This is a genomic window from Zoogloea sp., from assembly GCF_028689785.1.
Lineage (GTDB): Bacteria > Pseudomonadota > Gammaproteobacteria > Burkholderiales > Rhodocyclaceae > Zoogloea.
Genome location: NZ_JAQVCN010000035.1, coordinates 1 through 18,363 on the forward strand (window position 1 = coordinate 1; position 18,363 = coordinate 18,363).

At 65.0% G+C, this 18,363-nt stretch carries 17 protein-coding genes and 1 pseudogene; 7 read left to right on the plus strand and 11 right to left on the minus strand.

Going from position 1 to position 18,363, the window contains the following annotated elements:
- A pseudogene (locus tag PHI64_RS14870) lies at nt 1-1,032 on the minus strand (two-component sensor histidine kinase); the annotation flags it as partial.
- A 203-nt stretch (nt 1,033-1,235) separates the two neighbouring features.
- Here PHI64_RS14870 and PHI64_RS14875 point away from each other — a divergent pair.
- A complete protein-coding gene (locus tag PHI64_RS14875) occupies nt 1,236-1,622 on the plus strand; it encodes a YchJ family metal-binding protein (protein WP_299884171.1) in 387 nt (128 codons plus the stop codon).
- A 22-nt stretch (nt 1,623-1,644) separates the two neighbouring features.
- Entirely contained in the window at nt 1,645-2,253 is a 609-nt protein-coding gene (gene gstA / locus PHI64_RS14880; RefSeq protein WP_299884173.1) for a glutathione transferase GstA, read from the plus strand.
- An 11-nt stretch (nt 2,254-2,264) separates the two neighbouring features.
- On the opposite strand, the gene PHI64_RS14885 is transcribed toward gstA, so the two are convergent.
- The 6 genes from PHI64_RS14885 to PHI64_RS14910 all read right to left on the minus strand — a co-directional run bounded on the left by PHI64_RS14885 (nt 2,265) and on the right by PHI64_RS14910 (nt 5,895).
- The gene (locus PHI64_RS14885; RefSeq protein WP_299884259.1) at nt 2,265-2,483 is read right to left on the minus strand and encodes an RNA-binding S4 domain-containing protein; all 219 of its coding nucleotides are present in this window, start codon (nt 2,481-2,483) and stop codon (nt 2,265-2,267) included.
- 94 nt (nt 2,484-2,577) lie between these two features.
- Nucleotides 2,578-3,063 (minus strand): peptidoglycan-binding protein LysM, encoded by a 486-nt coding sequence (lysM, locus tag PHI64_RS14890; RefSeq protein ID WP_299884175.1) that lies wholly within the window; start codon nt 3,061-3,063, stop codon nt 2,578-2,580.
- 109 nt (nt 3,064-3,172) lie between these two features.
- A complete protein-coding gene (locus PHI64_RS14895; RefSeq protein ID WP_299884177.1) occupies nt 3,173-3,505 on the minus strand; it encodes a YkgJ family cysteine cluster protein in 333 nt (110 codons plus the stop codon).
- 3 nt (nt 3,506-3,508) lie between these two features.
- Nucleotides 3,509-4,219 carry a UPF0149 family protein gene (locus PHI64_RS14900; protein ID WP_299884179.1) on the minus strand — a complete coding sequence of 237 codons (711 nt, stop codon included), beginning with the start codon at nt 4,217-4,219 and terminating at the stop codon, nt 3,509-3,511.
- On the minus strand, nt 4,219-4,911 hold the full coding sequence (locus PHI64_RS14905) for a methyltransferase domain-containing protein (protein WP_299884180.1): 693 nt from the start codon (nt 4,909-4,911) through the stop codon (nt 4,219-4,221). The genes PHI64_RS14900 and PHI64_RS14905 overlap by 1 nt, the downstream gene beginning before the upstream one ends.
- Before the next feature lie 9 nt (nt 4,912-4,920).
- On the minus strand, nt 4,921-5,895 hold the full coding sequence (locus tag PHI64_RS14910; protein WP_299884182.1) for a tRNA-dihydrouridine synthase: 975 nt from the start codon (nt 5,893-5,895) through the stop codon (nt 4,921-4,923).
- A 169-nt stretch (nt 5,896-6,064) separates the two neighbouring features.
- On the opposite strand from PHI64_RS14910, the gene PHI64_RS14915 reads away from it, so the two are divergent.
- The 3 genes from PHI64_RS14915 to glp all read left to right on the plus strand — a co-directional run bounded on the left by PHI64_RS14915 (nt 6,065) and on the right by glp (nt 9,468).
- Complete coding sequence (locus PHI64_RS14915) at nt 6,065-7,402, plus strand: TAXI family TRAP transporter solute-binding subunit (RefSeq protein WP_299884184.1); 1,338 nt, start codon at nt 6,065-6,067, stop codon at nt 7,400-7,402.
- Between the two features lie 75 nt (nt 7,403-7,477).
- On the plus strand, nt 7,478-8,089 hold the full coding sequence (gene xpt, locus PHI64_RS14920; RefSeq protein ID WP_299884186.1) for a xanthine phosphoribosyltransferase: 612 nt from the start codon (nt 7,478-7,480) through the stop codon (nt 8,087-8,089).
- A 131-nt stretch (nt 8,090-8,220) separates the two neighbouring features.
- Nucleotides 8,221-9,468, plus strand: a complete 1,248-nt coding sequence (glp, locus tag PHI64_RS14925) for a gephyrin-like molybdotransferase Glp (RefSeq protein ID WP_299884189.1) — start codon at nt 8,221-8,223, stop codon at nt 9,466-9,468.
- On the opposite strand, the gene PHI64_RS14930 is transcribed toward glp, so the two are convergent.
- The 4 genes from PHI64_RS14930 to PHI64_RS14945 are packed head-to-tail and all read right to left on the minus strand — an operon-like array spanning nt 9,444 to nt 14,810.
- Nucleotides 9,444-10,457, minus strand: a complete 1,014-nt coding sequence (locus tag PHI64_RS14930) for a CapA family protein (protein WP_299884191.1) — start codon at nt 10,455-10,457, stop codon at nt 9,444-9,446. The two genes, glp and PHI64_RS14930, sit on opposite strands and share 25 nt — an antisense overlap.
- The gene (locus PHI64_RS14935) at nt 10,454-10,867 is read right to left on the minus strand and encodes a hypothetical protein (RefSeq protein WP_299884194.1); all 414 of its coding nucleotides are present in this window, start codon (nt 10,865-10,867) and stop codon (nt 10,454-10,456) included. Before PHI64_RS14935 ends, PHI64_RS14930 begins: the two co-directional genes overlap by 4 nt.
- A complete protein-coding gene (gene rmuC / locus PHI64_RS14940) occupies nt 10,864-12,300 on the minus strand; it encodes a DNA recombination protein RmuC (RefSeq protein WP_299884196.1) in 1,437 nt (478 codons plus the stop codon). The genes PHI64_RS14935 and rmuC overlap by 4 nt, the downstream gene beginning before the upstream one ends.
- A 29-nt stretch (nt 12,301-12,329) precedes the next feature.
- Nucleotides 12,330-14,810 (minus strand): FtsX-like permease family protein, encoded by a 2,481-nt coding sequence (locus PHI64_RS14945; RefSeq protein WP_299884198.1) that lies wholly within the window; start codon nt 14,808-14,810, stop codon nt 12,330-12,332.
- Nucleotides 14,811-15,126: 316 nt separating this feature from the next.
- Between PHI64_RS14945 and PHI64_RS14950 the strand changes: the two genes are divergently transcribed.
- Together PHI64_RS14950 and PHI64_RS14955 are read left to right on the plus strand one after the other, a co-directional pair.
- The gene (locus tag PHI64_RS14950) at nt 15,127-18,006 is read left to right on the plus strand and encodes a monovalent cation/H+ antiporter subunit A (RefSeq protein WP_299884200.1); all 2,880 of its coding nucleotides are present in this window, start codon (nt 15,127-15,129) and stop codon (nt 18,004-18,006) included.
- Complete coding sequence (locus PHI64_RS14955; protein ID WP_299884202.1) at nt 18,006-18,353, plus strand: Na+/H+ antiporter subunit C; 348 nt, start codon at nt 18,006-18,008, stop codon at nt 18,351-18,353. Before PHI64_RS14950 ends, PHI64_RS14955 begins: the two co-directional genes overlap by 1 nt.
- Nucleotides 18,354-18,363: the final 10 nt, after the last annotated feature.

An 18,363-nucleotide genomic window follows, 5' to 3' on the forward strand; every position in this document is an offset into this window, starting at 1 on the left:
GGCGTAGTTGCCGACGATGGCATCGTTGATCGGGGTGTAGCGCGTGTCGGTGGGGCTGATACGGTCGGTGAACTGGCGGATGTGATCATGATCCAGAGCCAGGGTCACGTAGCCCACCACGGCGCCGCCACGCACCACCGGCGTGGCCCAGCGCACGATGGCGCGAAAGGGCTTGCCCAGCGGATTCTCGGTACCGGCATAGGCCGATTCTTCCGGCTTGAACTCGATCCCGGCCTTCTCGGCACTGGCGGGCAGATAGGGGCCGATCACCCGGCTACCCACGTAGGCACCGATGACCTCTGACACGTAGATCTCGCCGGGCTTGAGTTTGCGTAGTTCCGTCCAGTAGTGCTCGGCCTTGAGGAAGGTCTCCGAGTGGCGGCTCACGTCCCGCAGTTCGCGGGTGGTCAGATCCCCCTGGGTGACCTTCACCTTTTCACGCCCCTGCAGATCGACAAAACTCATTTCGACAAAGAGCGGCCGCTTTTCTCCATGGCCGACATACTCGGGCGGCCGGGCGCTGAAGGCCTTGGCATTGTCGGCCTGAGCCTGCGCGGGGTCGGCGGCCAGCGCCTCATCCCAGGCCTCCGGCGCAGCGGGCTCCCAGCGCTTCTGGTCCTCGGAGAGCTTCCAGGTGCCGTGACGGTAAAGCACGCGGGTGCGATGCAGCAGAAAGGCCTTGTAGGCCGCCTCACCGGGCTCCACCTGAGCGGCCTGGAGCACATCCGAGTCGCGATCGTAAAGAAAGGAGGCGACCGCCCGGGCCGTATCGGTGGTAAGGCGCTCGATCCCCTCCCGAGCCCTGTCGTCAAGAGCCTTGATGGCATCGCCGGTTGCTTCGTCACCCACCTCCTTGATGGTGGCAAGCATCGACTCCGCCATTGCACCGACCTGGCTACTTACGGTTTCGCCCAGCTTCTGGGCCATGCCCCAGGCCAGCATTGCCAGCAAGAGCAAGGGCACCACCTTGATCACCACGAAAATTCCGATCAGCTTGCCGCGAATGCCGCCCATCCAGCGCTTGAGTCCCATGGCTCCGTCCTAGGCCGGTCCAAAGCTCCCGGGAGGCTGGACCGCAAATTGAGTGATTCGACACGCACCCACGGCCAACAGGCCGCCTGCTTGCCCGACTCTTATCGGCCAAGGACGCGGATTCTCAAGGGGGCGCCCCACGGCTTGCCCGAAGCGATCCGGAAGACCGAAAATGGGCGCCCCTCCCCTGCTACAGCCCTGCGATGCCCTCACCTTGCCCCTGCGGCGCTTCCACCGACTACGCCCACTGCTGCGGCCCATACCTGGATGAAGGGCTGCCGGCCCCCACCGCCGAAGCCCTGATGCGCTCCCGTTACACCGCCTACACCCAGGGTCGTGAGGACTACCTCCAGGCCACCTGGCACCCGGCACATCGACCCGCGTCACTGAACCTTGCCGAGGATGCGGCGACAAAGTGGCTGGGCCTTGCCATCAAGGCCTGCTGCAGCATCGACGCCACCCACGCCACGGTCGAGTTTGTGGCACGCTACAAGATCGGCGGGCGGGCATACCGGCTGCATGAAACCAGTCGTTTCGCCCTGCTGGACGGGCGCTGGCTATATACGGATGGCGACATCCACCCGAAGTAACCCAAAAGGAGGAAGAACAAGGATGAAACTCTATTTTTCGCCCGGCGCATGCTCCCTGTCCCCGCACATCGTGCTGCGGGAGGCCGGTTTTGACTTCACACTCGAGAAGGTGAACCTGCGCAACCGGCAGACTGCATCGGGTGTGGACTACACCACCATCAACCCCAAGGGCTACGTGCCGGCCCTGGACCTTGGCAATGGCGAGCTGCTCACCGAAGGCCCGGCGATTGTCCAGTATCTGGCCGATCAGGCGCCGCAAAGCCATTTGGCTCCGCCCTGTGGAACCCTGGAGCGGGCGCGGGTACAGGAGTGGCTGACTTTCATAGGCACCGAGCTGCACAAGAGCTTTAGCCCCCTGTTCAACCCCGCCGCCTCCGACGATTCGAAGGAGGCCGCCCGGGCCAATCTCGCCCGTCGCCTGCCGATTGCCGCCCAGGCGCTCGACAGCCGGCCCTATCTCACTGGTGAGACCTTCTCGGTGGCGGATGCCTACTTGTTTACGGTGCTGACGTGGGCCGGACTGGTAAACGTCGATCTGTCCCCGTGGCCCGCTCTGCGTGCCTACCAGGAACGGGTTGGTGCGCGACCCAGCGTGCAGGCCGCGCTGGAAGCGGAAGGCCTGAAGCGCTGAGCACTGCCGGGTCAGCCTTCGGCCACGAGCTCGATGGTTTCCCCGGCAAAATGCACCCGCTGGCCCGGGCGCAGTTTGGCCCGCTTGCGGTTCTCGATTTCCCCATCCACCTGCACGTCTCCATCAGCCACGCGCTGCTTGGCTTCGCCCCCCGACCCGCACAGGCCCACGGCCTTGAGGAGCTGATCGAGCTGGATGAATTCGCCTTCGACGGGGAAGCGGATGGTCATGGTGAGAGGTTCCGGAATGATGCAGTAATACTGCAGGAAGGCGGATTGTGTCAGAGCTGACACCATCCGCCAATCCGGAAAGCGCCTACACCAATCAGGCAGGAATGCGCAGCTTCTGGCCCGGGTAAATCTTGTCCGGATGGCCCAGCATGGGCTTGTTGGCCTCGAAGATCTTCATGTAGGCGTTGGCATTGCCGTAGTAGGTTTTGGCAATTGCCGACAGGGTGTCACCACGTACGACTGTATGGAACCGGGCTTCGGGCTCAGGGTTGGTAACCGTGAGGCCGTCGTTCACATGCTCCACGCCATCCACGTTACCGCAGCACAGGAGCACCTTTTCGCGGGTTGCCTGGTCGGCCACCACGCCCGCCACTGACACCGTGCTGCTGGCGCCGTCAAAAGCCACTGACAGGCCACTGGTATCAAAACCCTGGGCAGCGATGTAGGCGGTAATGGAGGTCGCGGCCTTCTGGTTGAGCTCGGCGAGCTTGTCCTGGGCACTGGCGGCCTGGGCTTGTTCCACATCCTTGCGGCCGAAAAGCTTCTCGCCGGCTTCACGCACAAAACTCAGCAAACCCATGAAGTGCTCCTTGTGTTGATTGGGGGAGGTACAGCCTAGCCCCTCGCACTGACAATGGCATCAAGATTTTGTGTCTAACTGTCGCAAATGAGGGCCAGCCGGAACTATGTCACTCCCCCAGCGGCGTCAGGCCATGGCGGCGGCGTGCCCGCGCACAGCCTTCATCGCCAATCCCCAGGGCTGCAAAGGGTGCAAAGTCCCGGCACGGGCCGGGGCGCTTCTCGTAGATCGAGCACGATGCCTGGCGGCCGACCTCCCCGGTCAGGGCGATACAGCGCGGCGGCCCCTCATCGGTGCCGCGCATGCGCACCAGCGTAGCGGTGACGGGCACTGTCAGGGCCACCGGCACGCAGCCGCCGGGAGTGGTTTCCAGGTCTGCAACATGAAAATCCACCCGGAAGCTGGCGCAGCAGGCGCCGCAACTCAGGCAAGGATCAGCCACAGATCAGCTGGCTCCGCAGCACTTTTTGTACTTCTTCCCGCTACCGCAGGGACAAGGCTCGTTGCGCCCCGGCCCACCCGTCGCAGCCGTGGCAGCCCCCACCGCCAGAGGCTCAGGCGCCGGCAAGCCAAGGGCACGCCAAGCCTGGAAAAGATGCTGAACGGCAATACCCTTCTCTTCCAGGGCGGCCAATCGCGCTTCCAGGTCGACAGGCTCCGCCTCTTCTTCCTCGGGGCCGAGGATGGTCTCCAGCAAGGCCTCGGCGATGGTGATGTCACCCACCTTGTCCGGCCATTCAGATGGCCACATCTCGAAGCCCTGCTGGAAGCCACTGCCCCACTCTTCACCGATGGCAGGGTCGTCATCACCGCCTTGGGCGTAACAGAATGGCTGCCAGCCTTCGGCCTCGCCTTCTTCATCTCCCTCCTCGTCACCGATGGTGAGAACCAGCTCGTTGTAATAGCGCAGCACCAGCTCGATGGCCTTTTGCAGGGTTGCGCCGGAACCGAAACCCACTTCGCCCTCGTCAGCGGTCCACACGGCGGGTAGCCAGTTCTCCATCGGGATGGGCAGCGGCGAGGTGACGATGGCCGCCAGATAGCCGTCGAGCATCTCCAGGTTCATGCAGTCGGCGGGCACATCGTCGGAGACCAGCAGCTCTTCGAGCTGCTCCAGTTCCTCGTCGGAGAGGGGGATGTATTGGGGCGAATTCATCAGAGGATTTCCTCAAGGGTCGGTTGGGGGTCGAGCTCCACCACACACCGGTAAAGGGTCTGGCCGGAATCCCGGTATTTGCGTTCGAAAGGGGTGAGGGGCGATGGGGCGTCGAAGCTGCCGGTCTCGATGCTGCGGCCGGTCAGCCAGCCCAGGGCCAGGGCAAACTCTTCCACATAGATGTTCCAGTTGCTGCGGCACTCCAGGCGGCCGCCCAGCCGTGGCACATAGGGGAACACCGGATGCGCATGCCAGCGCCGCCCCAGGTGGCCGATTTTCGGCCAGGGATTGGGATAGAGAATGTAATGACGGGCCAGGCGAATGCCGGCCTCGGCCATCAGGCGCCAGTAATCCACCAGATCGGCCCGCACGAAGACCATATTGCGCGGCATCAGGGCATCGGGATAGGGCTTCTTGCGGCTCAGGCGGTCTTCCGACTGATCCACGCCGATCACCCAATGGTCGGGAAACGCCCGCGCCAGCTGGATAGTGCTGTGCCCCACACCACAGCCGGCATCGAGAATAAGGGGCGCGTGGCCGTCCCAGCCGGCAAGGCTGGCCTCAAAGGCGGCCTTGTTGTAATCGAGACAGGGTTTGCGGAACGCGCAGCTGGCATGCTTGGCCACCTGCGCCATGAGCTGTTCATGAACACCCGGCTGGGCGCTCTCGGGAATCTTTGAATTGGCGTACATCCGGCAATTCTACGCGGCCGCCCGAAGCACCGGTATGCCGTGGGCGCCCAGCACCTGATCGACCCGCTCGACCTCCCGCTCCGGCCGCACCGCTAGGTAGAGCTGCTCGGCCGCGATGAAGTTGCGCCGCAGCAGATTGAGCCACTGTTTCAGGCGGCCCGGCGCATGGCGCGCCTCCACCTTGAGCAGCACCCGTCGCCAGAACTCGCCAATGAGGGGCTGCAGCTCCGCCCATTCTGCGTCCCGCTGCGGGGCCTCGACGGCGCCGGCACGGATGCGCCGCGCCAGGAAGGGGTCGGCTACCGCGCCGCGGCCGAGCATCACGTCGCTTGCTCCGCTCACTGCACGGCAGCGCCGCCAGTCATCCTCATTCCACACCTCCCCGTTGGCCACCACTGGCACGGCCACCACATCGGCGATGCGCCCCACCCATTCCCAGTGGGCCGGAGGACGGTAGCCGTCGGTCTTGGTGCGAGCGTGCACCACCAGGCCATCCACTCCGCCTTCGGCCAGGGCGCGCCCGCAGTCCAGGGCCCGCCCGGTATCGGTGACGCCCAGGCGCATCTTGGCGGTGAAGGGAATGTGCGCGGGCACGGCCTTGCGCACGGCGCAGGCGATGGCGTGCAAGAGCTCAGGCTCATCGAGCAGCGCCGCCCCACCCCGGTGACGATTGACCGTGGGCGCCGGACAGCCAAAATTCAGATCGACGCCAGCCGGCGCCAGGCGCACCAGCTGGGCCGCGTTGTCCGCCATGCAGGCCGGGTCCGACCCCAGCAGCTGTACCCGCACCCGCGTGCCGCTGGAGGTGGCGCTACCGTTGTGCAACTCGGGAGAGAGACGGGTAAAGGCCCGCAGAGGCAGCACCGTGCCGGAGACCCGCACAAACTCCGTCACCGCATGATCATAGGCTTCGACGCGGGTCAGCACCTCGCGGAGCACATCGTCTGCAAGGCCTTCCATCGGAGCGAGGATGAGGCGCGTCATGTGGGGAAAAACCTTTTCCATTCAAGGCCTGGACGGGCGCGCAATGTAACGCAGTATGGCGCTGCAACAAAGGACTTTGCGCCGTGGCGGGATGCACGGCGGTAATATCTGCGACCTGCCTCATCCAAGATGCCCAACCCGCCCCGAATCCGCCGGAGACTCCCGCGCTATGCGCCGTCTGACCCGTTCTGCCAGCGAAGCACCGAACCGCCGCGACCTGCTGATCCTGGCTCTGCCAGCGCTGATCCTGATCATTGCTGCCTTTGCCCTGGCCTGGCAGTTCGTGCGTCCGGCCGCTCCCAAGCGGATCGTCATGAGCACTGGCGCAGCGGGCGGGGCCTATCACTATTTCGGTGAGCGCTATCGGGAGAAGCTGGCTCAGGAGGGTATCGAAGTGGAGCTGCGCCCGTCCTCCGGCGCAGTGGAAAACCTCCGCCGTCTCAAGACCGACGACAGCGTCGATGTGGGCTTCATCCAGGGCGGCATCGCCAACGAACCGGAATCGGAGGATCTTGCCACCCTGGGCAGCATGTATCTGGAACCGGTGTGGGTGTTCCACCGCGGCACCGCCGACCTGGACCGGATCGCTCAGCTACGCGGGCGACGCATCGCCGTGGACTTGCCAGGCAGCGGGGCACAGCTCTTCGCGCTGCAGTTGCTCGCCGCCAATGGCTTCGTCACCAATGACCCCAACCTGCGCCCCATCGGCGGCATGGAGGCCGTAGACGCCCTCAAGCGCGGCGAGGTGGATGCCTTCTTCGTGGTGGGCGCACCCCAAGCGCCGGTGGTGAACGCCCTGCTCCACACTGAAGGCATCAAGCTACTCAACTTCGCCCAGGCTGAGGGCTACGGGCGCCACTTCCCCCATCTGGACAAGGTCACCCTGCCCCGCGGCGCCATCGACATCCGCACCGATCAGCCCCCTCGGGACATCCAACTGGTGGCCGCCACTGCCAATCTGGTGGTGAAGGCCGACATCCATCCCGCCATCGTCACCCTGTTGCTCAAGCACGCCCGCGAGATCCACAGCGCACCAGGGCTGCTTCAGGCCGCCAACGTCTTTCCCAAACCCCTCGACCACGCCCTGCCCCTGCACCCGTCGGCCCAGCGTTTCTACGAGAGCGGGCCGCCCTTCCTGCAGCGCTATCTGCCCTTCTGGCTGGCCGTGCTGATCGACCGCCTGTTCGTGATGCTGCTGCCGCTCATTGCAGTGGTGATCCCCCTCTCCCGGGTGCTTCCGGCGCTCTACAACTGGCGCATGCGTTCCCGGGTATATCGCTGGTATGGCGAACTGAAGTTTCTCGAGGCGGAGATCGACCGCAATCCGACGCCCCCGACCGCAGAGCATGTGGCCGGCTTTCTTGCCCGCCTCGACCGCATCGAGGAGCGCGCCACCCACCGCAAGCTGCCCCTGGCCTTCAGCAATGAGCTCTACACCCTGCGCGAACATATCGCCCTGGTGCGTGGCCGCCTGCGCACGCTCGCGGAAACTGCCACGGGCAGCTGAGCGTCCAATCGTTACAATCCTGCGTCGGGCCCCGTTTCCGATCCGATCCGGCCCCCAAAACAATCCTGAGCCCCCATGAGCCCGCACCTCGACCTCACCGCCCCTTACGCCCCCCTGGTCCGCCGTATCGAAACCGAAGCCACCGTCGAACGCGGCGAAATCCTGCGCATCGATCACTTTCTCAATCACCGTATCGAACCGGGCTTCATCTTCGAATTGGCCCACGAGCTGGCCCGGCGCCTGTCCTTCTTCCAGCCCAACATCATCCTCACCGCCGAGGCCAGTGGCATCGCCCCGGCGCTGATCGTCGCCAAGACCCTCAACGTGCCGCTGGTGTACGCCAAAAAGTACTCGCCCCAGGTCGAGGCGCCCTCCATCTCTCGCATCATCCCGTCACCCACCAAGGGCGGCGAGACCCGCCTGGTGCTTTCCACCCGCTACATCAAACCGGGCCAACGCATCGTCATCGTCGATGACTTTCTGGCCAACGGCCGAACCGCCACCGCCCTGATCGAGATGGCCCGGGAGGCCGGCGCCGAGGTGATGGGCGCCGGCTTCGTCGTGGAAAAGTGCTTCAAGCAGGGGCGAGAACACATCGAAGCGCTGCAGGTCCCTGTATCCACCTTGGCCCAGGTGGAGCGACTGGATCATGATCGGGCCGTCCTGACCCAGCCGCGGGAAGCCTGATGATGGCATTGCCAACCACTGAGCTGCGCGTGCCCGCCACGCGGCAATCGCAGGTCAAGGTAAGGCAGCGCTCGACCGTGTTATCAAGCTCCTCCTGCTGATTCCATTCAACCCACTCCGGGAGTCGTAACATGAGTTTGGAGACTGGCGCCCCCCAGCGCACCTCGCTTTCGGTTGAGGAAGCCCGCCGCCGCATTCTGGAAGCCATCAGCCCCATCCCGGGCTGGGAACGGCTTGCCATCCGTGCGGCGCTGGGGCGTGTCCTGGTGGAGGACGTGATCGCCCCGTGCAACGTGCCAGCCCATGACAACTCGGCCATGGATGGTTACGCGCTGTGTGCCGAATACCCGCCCATCCGCACGGGTGATGCCGTGTTCGAGGTCATCGGCAGCGCCTTTGCCGGCCATGGCTTCACCGGCATCGTCAAGCAAGGGCAGGCCGTGCGCATCATGACCGGCGGAGTCATGCCTGCCGGGGCCGACAGCGTAGTCATGCAGGAGAGGGTGCGAGTCGACGGGGGGCGCATCATCACATCTGCCGACATCCGGCCCGGGCAAAACGTCCGCAGGGCGGGCGAGGATCTGGCCGAAGGTGCCGTCGCCATCCCCCGCGGCAAGCTGATAGGCCCGGCGGAGCTGGGCCTGCTGGCATCCCTTGGACTTGCCGAGGTCTGCGTGGCCCGACGCCTGCGGGTCGCCTTTTTCTCCACTGGAGATGAGCTCGCCAGCATCGGCAGCCCCCTTGGGCCTGGCGAAATCTATGACTCCAACCGCTACACCCTGCACGGCGCCCTGACCCGGCTGGGCTGCGAGCTGCTGGACATGGGGGCCATCCCCGACCGGCCGGAAGCACTGGAAGTCGCCTTCCGCAATGCCGCAGCAGCAGCCGACGTCGTGCTCACCACCGGAGGCGTATCGGTCGGCGAGGCCGACTTCATCCGCGAGCTGATGGGGCAGCTCGGCGAGGTCAATTTCTGGAAGATAGACATCAAGCCGGGGCGGCCCATGGCCTTCGGCCGCATCGGCAACGCCTGGATGTTCGGCCTGCCGGGCAATCCGGTAGCGGTGATGGTGACCTACTACCAGTTCGTGATGGACGCGCTGCTCAAGCTGTCCGGCCTCGCCCCGCTACCGCAGCGCCCCCTGGTGCCGGTGCCCTGCACCACACCGATCCGCAAGCCCGTCGGCCGGCGGGAATACCTGCGCGGACAGATGTATGTCGAAGACGGAGCCTGGAAGGTGCGTTTGACCACCAGCCAAGGCTCCGGCGTGCTGAGGTCCATGTCGGAGGCCAACTGCTTCATCGTGCTCGATGAAGAACGCGGTGATGTGGCCCCGGGTGACACCGTGGATGTTCAGTTGTTCGACGGGCTGGTCTGAGCCGGAAGATCGGCCACCGGCACGCCGGCACGGCACAAACGTGGCTGACTGTCGCCACGCTTGCCGCAAGGTGTTTCCGCCTGCTCTGCAGGTGAAGGCAGGCCCTCCTCGTCGATGTGGGCTTCTATGGTGTGCCACTCCGCCACCCCACGCCGATCGAGGCTCAGGCTGAGCAGCCAGCCCACTCTGGCTGCTGGCAGCTCGAAGCCATCGAAAACGAAATTGCCCAGGCTGTAGATGATCGGGCGCCCCTTGTAGAGCTCGGCCCCCTGAGTGACATGAGGATGACCACCGACGACTGCGGCAGCCCCGGCGTCGATCATGCGTCGGGCCAGCTGGCGTTGGCGCGCAGAGGGCGCGGGCTCGCGCTCCCAGCCCCAATGCATGAAAGGGATCACCAGATCGGCGCCGGCCTTGCGGGCTGCGCGGATGTCGGACAGCACCTGGCTGTCCTCGCTCCACGCAATGCCCGGGCGGCGGGCACCCGCCTCGAAGGAGCGGGGTTTGAACTCGTTGTAGCCCAACACCGCGATGCGCAGGCCTTTCCGCTCAATCCACAGGGGCTCATGGGCAGCCGCCAGATTATTGCCGCCGCCGAAATAGCGGATGCCAGCATTTTCGAGATGGCGCATGGTCTCCACAAACCCTTCCTGGCCGTAATCGCCGGAATGGTTGTTGGATAGGGCAACGGCATCGAAACGCCCTTTGACTGCAGCCAGCACCCGGGGGTGAGCGCGGAAGCTGTAGATCTTGTTGGGCAGCGGTGCCCCGCTGGTGGCCACGGGACACTCGAGATTGCCAATGCGGTAGTCGGCCCGTGCAAGTATGGGCATGAAGGCCGCCAGCGGGTCACGACCTGCCGCCAGAGCCCTTCCCGGCCCGTCATCGAGCATGATGTCACCGGCAAACAGCAGTTCCAGGTCGGCCGCGGATGCGAGCGTCGCAGTGGCAATCAATAGCGCCACAAACAGGGTCTTGATGGCCTTCATCGCTGTACCTCTACACGCTCGCACCAGAACTCAAGCTCGCTGTCGCGCACGGGCTCATACACCCGCTGCAGGCCGGTGAAACCATGCTCGCCCCCCGGGCCCGGCCTGGGAAGGGCATAACTGGCCTGGTGGATGAGCACCGGGCCATATTCCCTGTCCACGTAGGTGTAGATCCTGACACCCGAGATATCTGCCGGTCGGGCCTGGAACACCAGTTTGAAAAGAAAGTAGCTCCCCACCGCAACGGCCTCGACGCCGTATGGGCTGTCCACGTGAGTGGCACTATGGACCCGGGTCTCGCCACCATAGGTGATATGGCAATCAATGCGTTGGGCAGCGCCGGCAAAGGCCGGTGCGCTCAAGCCGGCCAGCAGGCAGGCCAGACCGAAGGGGCGGAGTCGGGTTCTCATCGTGCTTCTCCTGCTTCAGGCAATGCCGGGGGAAGTTCGTCGAGCTGTGCAGCCTCGATACGCTGGAAATGAGCGCTGATCTTGCGCGACGAGGTCTGCACCTCCGCCACGTCTTCGCCCGCTTGGCGGATGTGGGTGGCGAGCTTCTGCATGCGTTCGTCGAACCGGTTGAAATCCTTGGCCAGCTTGCCGAGGGCATCCTTGATGACATGGATCTGCTTGCGCGTTTCCACATCTTTAAGCACCGCCCTGGCCGTGTTGAGCACGGCCATCAGGGTGGTGGGCGAGACGATCCACACCCGGCGCGTCATGGCATAGGCCACGATCTCCGGGTGGTAGGCATGGATCTCGGCAAAGACGGCCTCGGCCGGGATGAACATCACCGCGCCGTCGGAGGTCACTTCCGGGAGGATGTACTTGCCGGCAATGGCATCCACGTGCTTCTTCACGTCATTACGAAAGGCCGTCTGGGCGGCACGACGCTCCAGGTCGCCAACCTCACCCTCAAACATGCGGTGGTAGTTTTCCAGCGGAAACTTGGAGTCCACCACCACCATGCCGGTGGGCTCGGGCAGGCGCAGAACACAGTCGGCACGGGTGCCGTTGGGCAGGGAATGCTGGAAATCGAAGGCCTCCGGCGGCAGGGCGTTGCGCACCAGGGCTTCCAGCTGCACTTCGCCGAAGGCGCCCCGGGCGCGCTTGTCGCCAAGCAACTCCTGCAGGCTGACCACGTTGGTGGTCAGATCGCCGATTTTCTTCTGGGCTTCGTCGATAGTGGCCAGGCGAGCCATCACGCTAGTGAAGGTCTCGTTGGTCTTGCGGAAACCTTCGTCAAGCCGCTGATTGACATGCCCGGTGATGGCCTCAAGCCGTTCGCCGACAGTGCGGTTCATGGCCTCAATGCTGTGGGTGAGCTGCTCCGAGGCGGCCTTGAGCCCGCCCTGCAGCAGCTCCCGGTCGGCACGGGCATGCTCCGAGAGGGTCTTGAGGGTTTCGGCCATCATCTCGCTGCGCAGCTTTTCCTGCCCCGCCGCAATGGCCCCGGCCAGCTCGGCCAGGCGCAGGGCGGTGCCTTCCTGGTGCTTGCCGAGTTGCCCGACGAAGGCCAGGTGGAGCTGCTGGAGAGCGTGCCGGGAGGCCGACTCACCGCCTTCGAGACGTTCGCGCAGGCGGTCGGTTTCGCCCGCCACCATGTCCATCACCCGATCGCTGGCGGTGGTGGTGGCGGCCTGCAGTTCGCGCACGAAATGCAGCTGCTGATGCCCGAAGAGGCTCTCCAGGCGGGCGCCGAGATCATCGGCCAGCGCCTCCCGCCCGAGCGCCAGCCCACGCAGCTTGAAGACAAGGAAAACCAGCCCTGCAATAACCAGGGTAAGAGCGGCAAACAACCAGACGAACAGGGGCGACAAGATGGGGGCGGACTCGGGATTCATTGCCAGAGTATACCGCCCCTACCTGTAAATTAGTTCAGCGCCCGCAGGCTCACCAGAGGTGGCCGGAGCAGCAAATGGCGGGTGCCCAGCCAGCCAGCCAGAGTTACCACCATCACGCCGGCCAGAGCACCGACGCCCAGCGGCAATACGCTGGGCACATAGGGCAGCTTGAACACGAAGTGGCCCAGGGCCCAGCCGATACCGCTGGCCCCCGCCCCGGCCAGTATGCCTGCCACCAGGCCAAGCACGGCAAACTCGGCCAGCAGGGCCGCCCGGAGCTGCGCATTGCGCGCCCCCAGGGTGCGCAGAATGGCGAGCTCCTTTTCGCGCTCGTCGTGGGTCGCCTGAAGTGCCCCGAAGAGCACCACCACCCCGGCCACCACCGCAAAACCGAAGACGAACTGAACGGCGGCAATCAGCTTCTCCACCATGCCGCGCACCTGGCCGATCATGGCCGCCACATCGATGACCGTGAAGTTGGGAAAGGCGGCAACGATGCGGTTGGCGAACTCAAGCTCGGACGGAGGCAGGTAGAAGCTGGTGATGTAGCTCGCCGGGAAGGCTTCAAGCATGCCTTGGCCGGCGATGACGAAGAAGTTGACCCGCATGGAGTCCCAGTCGAGCTTGCGCAGACTGGTTATGCGCGCTTCGCTGCGGGTGCCGGCGATCTCGAAAGTCAGCAGGTCGCCCATGGCCAGTCCGAGGGTCTGGGCCAGGCCCTGCTCCACCGAGAACTGGGGCGTGGTGTCGGCGCCATGCCAGCGGCCGGCCACGACACTGTTGCCATCGGGCAGGCGGGTGTCGAAGGACAGGTTGAAGTCTCGGTCCACCAGGCGCCGGGCGCGATCTTCGGTGTAGTCGTCAGGCCCCACCGGGCGGCCGTTCACCGCCACCAGGCGGCCACGGATCATGGGCTGCAAGCTGGGCTCGGGCCGGCCCGCGTCCCGGAAGAACTGCCTCACCGGGTCCACCTGGTCCGGCTGGATGTTGATCACGAAGCGGTTCGGCGCATCGGCGGGAGTGGCTTGCTGCCAGTTGGTGAGCAGATCGCCCCGCACCAGGGTGAGCAGCAATAGCGCCGTCAGCCCCATGCCCAGGGCCAGCACCTGGACAAGACTGGCCACCGGCCTGCGGCGCAGGGAGGCGATGCCGTAACGCCAGCCACTACTGGCCACACCACGCACCCGACCGAGGGCGACCAGTACCAGCCCGTCCACAGCGGCATAAAGGGCAAAGGCCAGGGCAAACCCCCCCACCACCCACGCGCCAAGCAGCCAATCCCGGGCGATGCCCACCAGCAGGCCGGCCAGCAGCAGCGCGCCGATGGCCCAGGCCGCACCCTCACTGGCGGCGACGCCGTCCCATTCGCGGCGCAATACGCGCAGGGTAGGCACCCGGCCGAGCCGGATCAGAGGCGGCAGCGCAAAACCCAGCAGCAACAGCAGGGAAACAGCCAGCCCGTGCAGCACCGGCCAAAACCCAGGTGGTGGCAGCGGGAAGCCAACCAGATCACCCAGCAGCCCGTTGAGCACGAACTGCACAGCAAAACCCAGGGCACATCCGACAATGCCGGCCGCAAGGCCGAGCAGGGCAAACTCACCGATGAACATGGTCATCAATTGCGCCTGTCCAGCCCCCAGGCAGCGCATCACCGCACATCCGTCCAGATGACGTTCGACGAAGCGCCGGGTTGCCAGGCCAACGGCCACCGCGGCCAGCACCACGGCAAGCATCGCCGCAAAGCGCAGGAAGCGCTCGGTGCGATCCAGGATTGAGCGCACTTCTGGGCGGGCGTTGTCCACCGTTTCCAGGGTCTCGCCACGCTTCAGGCGGGTTTTTGCCCAGGTCTCGAAGGCCGCCACATCCCGTGTCTCACCGGCCAGATGCAGGCGATAGAAAGCCCGGCTGCCGGGCTGGATCAGTTCCGTGGCCGGGAGATCCGTCGCGTTGATGATCAGGCGCGGCAACAGGCTGAAGAAATTGGCGCCACGATCGGATTCGAAGGACAGCACCGCGGCCATGCGCAAGCGTGAAGCCCCCAGCCCGACCATATCGCCGGGGCGTGCCCCCAGGGCACTGGCCAGGCGTTCGTCCAACCACAGTTCTCCAGGGGCCGGAATGCCCGCCGCCGGCGCATCAGCTTGGTTAAGCCCGGGGGCGATACGGATCGTGCCGCGTAGCGGGTGGCCGTCTTCGACCACCTTCACGCCGGCCAACTGGGCACCGTCGGCGGTGCTGGCCATGCTGGTGAAGGTGCTGGACTCCACGGCCTTCAGGCCGAGCCGGATGGCCTCAGCCCGGTAGGAGGGGTCGAGGGCATGGTCGGACACCAACACCAGATCGCCACCGAGCAGTTGGTTGGCTTCACGTCCGAGGGCCTGAGCAACCCGATCGGTAAAGAAACCGACGCTGGTCAGGCTGGCGACGGCGATAACCAGGGCGACCAGCAGCAGGCCGAGTTCGCCGGCCCGCAGATCGCGGCGCAGCATGCGGAGGGAAAGAGAGAACATCGAATCGGTCAGGCGTGGGAAGTCAGGCGTTAGAAATACGGTTCGGTCAGCTGGCAGCGCGAAGTACGGCCTGCCTGCATGATGACTGAAAGCCTCGCGGATTGTTCCCTGTCCTTTCCCACGGGAACTGAATGGCAGGATACCCATCTAGAGGGGAGCTGTATGATTCGGGTCAATGCAGTGCCCATGACTTCGATCTTGTGTCCAATCGACAGTCACTGCCTCCCCACCCGGTCTTGAACCGGGAAAACCGAACCGGAAACCTCTGCCTCTTGCGATGGTGACCTGCACTCCGCTGTGGATCGCCTGTGGCCCCATGTCGCTGATATTGATTGTTCTTCTCCCCTTTCTGGGTAGCCTGTGCGCTGCCCTCCTGCCCGCCAATGCACGCAATGCGGAAGCTTGGCTCGCGGGTATCGTGGCGCTGGCCGTCACAATCATCGTCGGCAGCCTGTATCCCCAGGTCGTAGCCGAGGGAGTTCTGCGCCTGACCATTCCATGGGCCCCGGAACTGGGGCTGGATTTTTCTTTGCGCATGGATGGTTATGCCTGGTTATTCGCCCTGCTGGTTGCCGGCATGGGCACCCTGGTGGTGGTGTACGCCCGCTACTACATGTCACCAGCCGATCCGGTCCCCCGCTTCTTCTCCTTCTTTCTGGCCTTCATGGGCGCCATGCTCGGCGTGGTGCTGTCCGGCAACCTGATCCAGCTGGCCATGTTCTGGGAGCTGACCAGCCTCGCCTCATTCATGCTGATCGCTTACTGGCACCATCGTGGCGACGCACGGCGGGGCGCGCGCATGGCACTCACGGTGACAGGCGCAGGTGGCCTGGCGCTGTTCGGCGGTCTGCTGCTCCTTGGCCAGATCGCCGGCAGTTACGATCTGGACGCCGTGCTGGCGGCGGCAGGCAAGGTCCAGACCCACCCCTGGTACCCGGTGGTTCTGGTTTTGATCGCCCTTGGCGCGCTGACCAAGAGTGCCCAGTTCCCCTTCCATTTCTGGCTGCCCCACGCCATGGCCGCACCCACACCCGTGTCTGCCTACCTGCATTCGGCAACCATGGTCAAGGCCGGGGTCTTTCTGCTGGCACGCTTGTGGCCGGTGCTGTCCGGGTCCGACGAATGGTTCTGGATCATCGGCGGCGCCGGCCTGTGCTCCCTGGTGATCGGCGGCTATCTGGCGATCTTTCAGCAGGACATGAAGGGGGTGCTGGCCTATTCGACGATCAGCCACCTCGGCCTGATCACCCTGCTGCTCGGCATGAACAGCCCGCTGGCCCTGGTGGCCGCGGTGTTCCATATCGTCAACCATGCCACCTTCAAGGCCTCCCTGTTCATGGCCGTCGGCATCGTCGACCATGAGACAGGCACCCGCAACCTGCAACGTTTGTCCGGCCTCTACCGGGCCATGCCGATCACCGCAACGCTGGCGATGGTGGCTGCTGCGGCTATGGCAGGGGTCCCGCTGCTCAATGGCTTCCTCTCCAAAGAGATGTTCTTTGCCGAGACGATTTTCCTGAATCGTCCGGAGTGGCAGCGCATCCTGCTGCCCCTGGCCGCCACCCTGGCCGGCATGTTCAGCGTGGCCTACTCGCTGCGCTTCATCCACCAGGTCTTCTTCGGCCCGCCGGCGCAGGACCTCCCCCATGCGCCCCACGAACCAACACGCTGGATGCTGCTGCCCAGCGCGCTGCTGGTCAGCGCCTGTGTGCTGGTAGGCATCTTCCCGGCCCTGACCATCGGGACCTATCTGCGCCTCGCCACCGATTCGATCCTCGGCAGCGACGCACCGGCCTACAGCCTGGCCGTCTGGCATGGCCTGAACCTACCGCTGCTGATGAGCCTCATCGCGCTGGGCGGCGGAACGGTACTGTATCGCGCCTTTCTTTGGCGCACGGCAGAGGGCGTGCCCTTGCTTGAGCACATCGACGGCAAACGCAGCTTCGACTGGCTCCAGACCATCCTGACCAGCAGCGCCGAGCGTCTCCTGCGGCGCCTGTCCTCCCCCCGCCTGCAGATGCAATTGCTGCTGATCTTCGTCGTCACCCTGGGCGGTGCCCTGGTTGCGCTGTTGCCGGACGGGACATCCTTTGGCACGCGTCCTGTTACGCCGCTCCAGCCAGCCTTCCTGCTGCTGTGGCTTGTGGGCGGCATGTGCGCGTTAAGTGCAGCATGGCAGGCCAAGCACCATCGTCTGGCTGCACTCATCCTCTCCGGCGGCGCCGGCCTTGCCACCAGCCTGACCTTCGTCTGGTTCTCCGCCCCGGACCTGGCTCTGACCCAACTCACCGTCGAAGTGGTCACCGCAGTGCTCATCCTGCTTGGCCTACGTTGGCTGCCGCGTCGCGACGAACGCTACTCTCTGGGGCTGCAGGAGTCCGTGGGCACCCACCTGCGCCGCCTGCGCGACCTGCTGGTGGCCGCAACCTGCGGGCTCGGCCTGGCGGCTGTCACCTATGCGGTACTGACCCGTCCTGACGTGGACGGGATTTCACCCTTTTTCATCGAGCAGTCGCTGCCCGGAGGAGGCGGCCTCAATGTGGTCAACGTCATCCTGGTTGATTTCCGGGGCTTCGACACCCTCGGCGAGATCAGCGTGCTGGCCGTCGTCGCACTGACCGTTTTCGCCCTCCTGCGCCGCTTCCGCCCAGCCCCGGAGAGCGTTGCCCTACCCCACCAGCAGCAGGAACAGGACAGCAGCCAGGATCGCATCCCCGACCCCGATGCCCGCTTGCCCGACGGCTACCTGATGCTGCCCGCGGTACTGGTGCGCCTGCTGCTGCCGCTGGCCACGCTGGTTTCCCTGTTCTTCCTGCTGCGTGGCCACAACGCGCCGGGGGGCGGCTTTGTCGGCGGGCTGGTCCTGGCCACCGCCGTCATCCTGCAGTACATCGTAGGCGGCACGGTATGGGTGGAGTCGCACCTGCGCATTCATCCCCTCTACTGGATCGCCATCGGGCTGCTCAGTGCGGCCACCGCGGGTGCCGCGGCCTGGGTCTCAGGAGAGCCCTTCCTGTCCAGCCAGGCCTGGCATGGGGACATCCCGCTGCTGGGCGAACTGCACCTTTCCAGCGTGCTGCTCTTCGACCTTGGCGTATACATGCTGGTGGTCGGTTCGACGGTGCTGATGCTCGTGGCCATCGCTCACCAGTCCCTGCGCAGCCATCACCGCAAATCTGCTCCAGGAGCCCTCTGATGGAAGTCGTTCTCTCCCTCGCCGTCGGCATCCTTGCCGGATCGGGCGTCTATCTGCTGCTGCGGCCCCGTACCTTCCAGGTCATCATGGGCCTGTCCTTGCTGGCCTATGCCGTCAACCTGTTCATATTCAGCATGGGCCGCCTGCGCATCGGTGAAGCACCCGTCATCGACCCCACCCGCGGCAGCGATCCCGCGCTGTATACCGACCCGGTGCCCCAGGCCCTGGTGTTGACCGCCATCGTCATCGGCTTCGCCACCACGGCCCTGTTTCTCGTCGTCCTGCTGGCCTCGCGCGGCCTGAACGGCACCGACCATGTGGACGGCCGCGAGCCGGACAAAGAATGATGTCGCTTCT

Excerpts from the sequence above, each read along its gene's own strand:
- PHI64_RS14875 (WP_299884171.1), top strand. The coding sequence starts at position 1,236 with ATGCCCTCACCTTGCCCCTGCGGCGCTTCCACCGACTACGCCCACTGC.
- gstA (WP_299884173.1), top strand. The coding sequence starts at position 1,645 with ATGAAACTCTATTTTTCGCCCGGCGCATGCTCCCTGTCCCCGCACATC.
- PHI64_RS14885 (WP_299884259.1), bottom strand. The coding sequence starts at position 2,483 with ATGACCATCCGCTTCCCCGTCGAAGGCGAATTCATCCAGCTCGATCAG.
- lysM (WP_299884175.1), bottom strand. The coding sequence starts at position 3,063 with ATGGGTTTGCTGAGTTTTGTGCGTGAAGCCGGCGAGAAGCTTTTCGGC.
- PHI64_RS14900 (WP_299884179.1), bottom strand. The coding sequence starts at position 4,219 with ATGAATTCGCCCCAATACATCCCCCTCTCCGACGAGGAACTGGAGCAG.
- PHI64_RS14905 (WP_299884180.1), bottom strand. The coding sequence starts at position 4,911 with ATGTACGCCAATTCAAAGATTCCCGAGAGCGCCCAGCCGGGTGTTCAT.
- PHI64_RS14910 (WP_299884182.1), bottom strand. The coding sequence starts at position 5,895 with ATGACGCGCCTCATCCTCGCTCCGATGGAAGGCCTTGCAGACGATGTG.
- PHI64_RS14915 (WP_299884184.1), top strand. The coding sequence starts at position 6,065 with ATGCGCCGTCTGACCCGTTCTGCCAGCGAAGCACCGAACCGCCGCGAC.
- xpt (WP_299884186.1), top strand. The coding sequence starts at position 7,478 with ATGAGCCCGCACCTCGACCTCACCGCCCCTTACGCCCCCCTGGTCCGC.
- glp (WP_299884189.1), top strand. The coding sequence starts at position 8,221 with ATGAGTTTGGAGACTGGCGCCCCCCAGCGCACCTCGCTTTCGGTTGAG.
- PHI64_RS14930 (WP_299884191.1), bottom strand. The coding sequence starts at position 10,457 with ATGAAGGCCATCAAGACCCTGTTTGTGGCGCTATTGATTGCCACTGCG.
- PHI64_RS14935 (WP_299884194.1), bottom strand. The coding sequence starts at position 10,867 with ATGAGAACCCGACTCCGCCCCTTCGGTCTGGCCTGCCTGCTGGCCGGC.
- rmuC (WP_299884196.1), bottom strand. The coding sequence starts at position 12,300 with ATGAATCCCGAGTCCGCCCCCATCTTGTCGCCCCTGTTCGTCTGGTTG.
- PHI64_RS14945 (WP_299884198.1), bottom strand. The coding sequence starts at position 14,810 with ATGTTCTCTCTTTCCCTCCGCATGCTGCGCCGCGATCTGCGGGCCGGC.
- PHI64_RS14950 (WP_299884200.1), top strand. The coding sequence starts at position 15,127 with ATGTCGCTGATATTGATTGTTCTTCTCCCCTTTCTGGGTAGCCTGTGC.
- PHI64_RS14955 (WP_299884202.1), top strand. The coding sequence starts at position 18,006 with ATGGAAGTCGTTCTCTCCCTCGCCGTCGGCATCCTTGCCGGATCGGGC.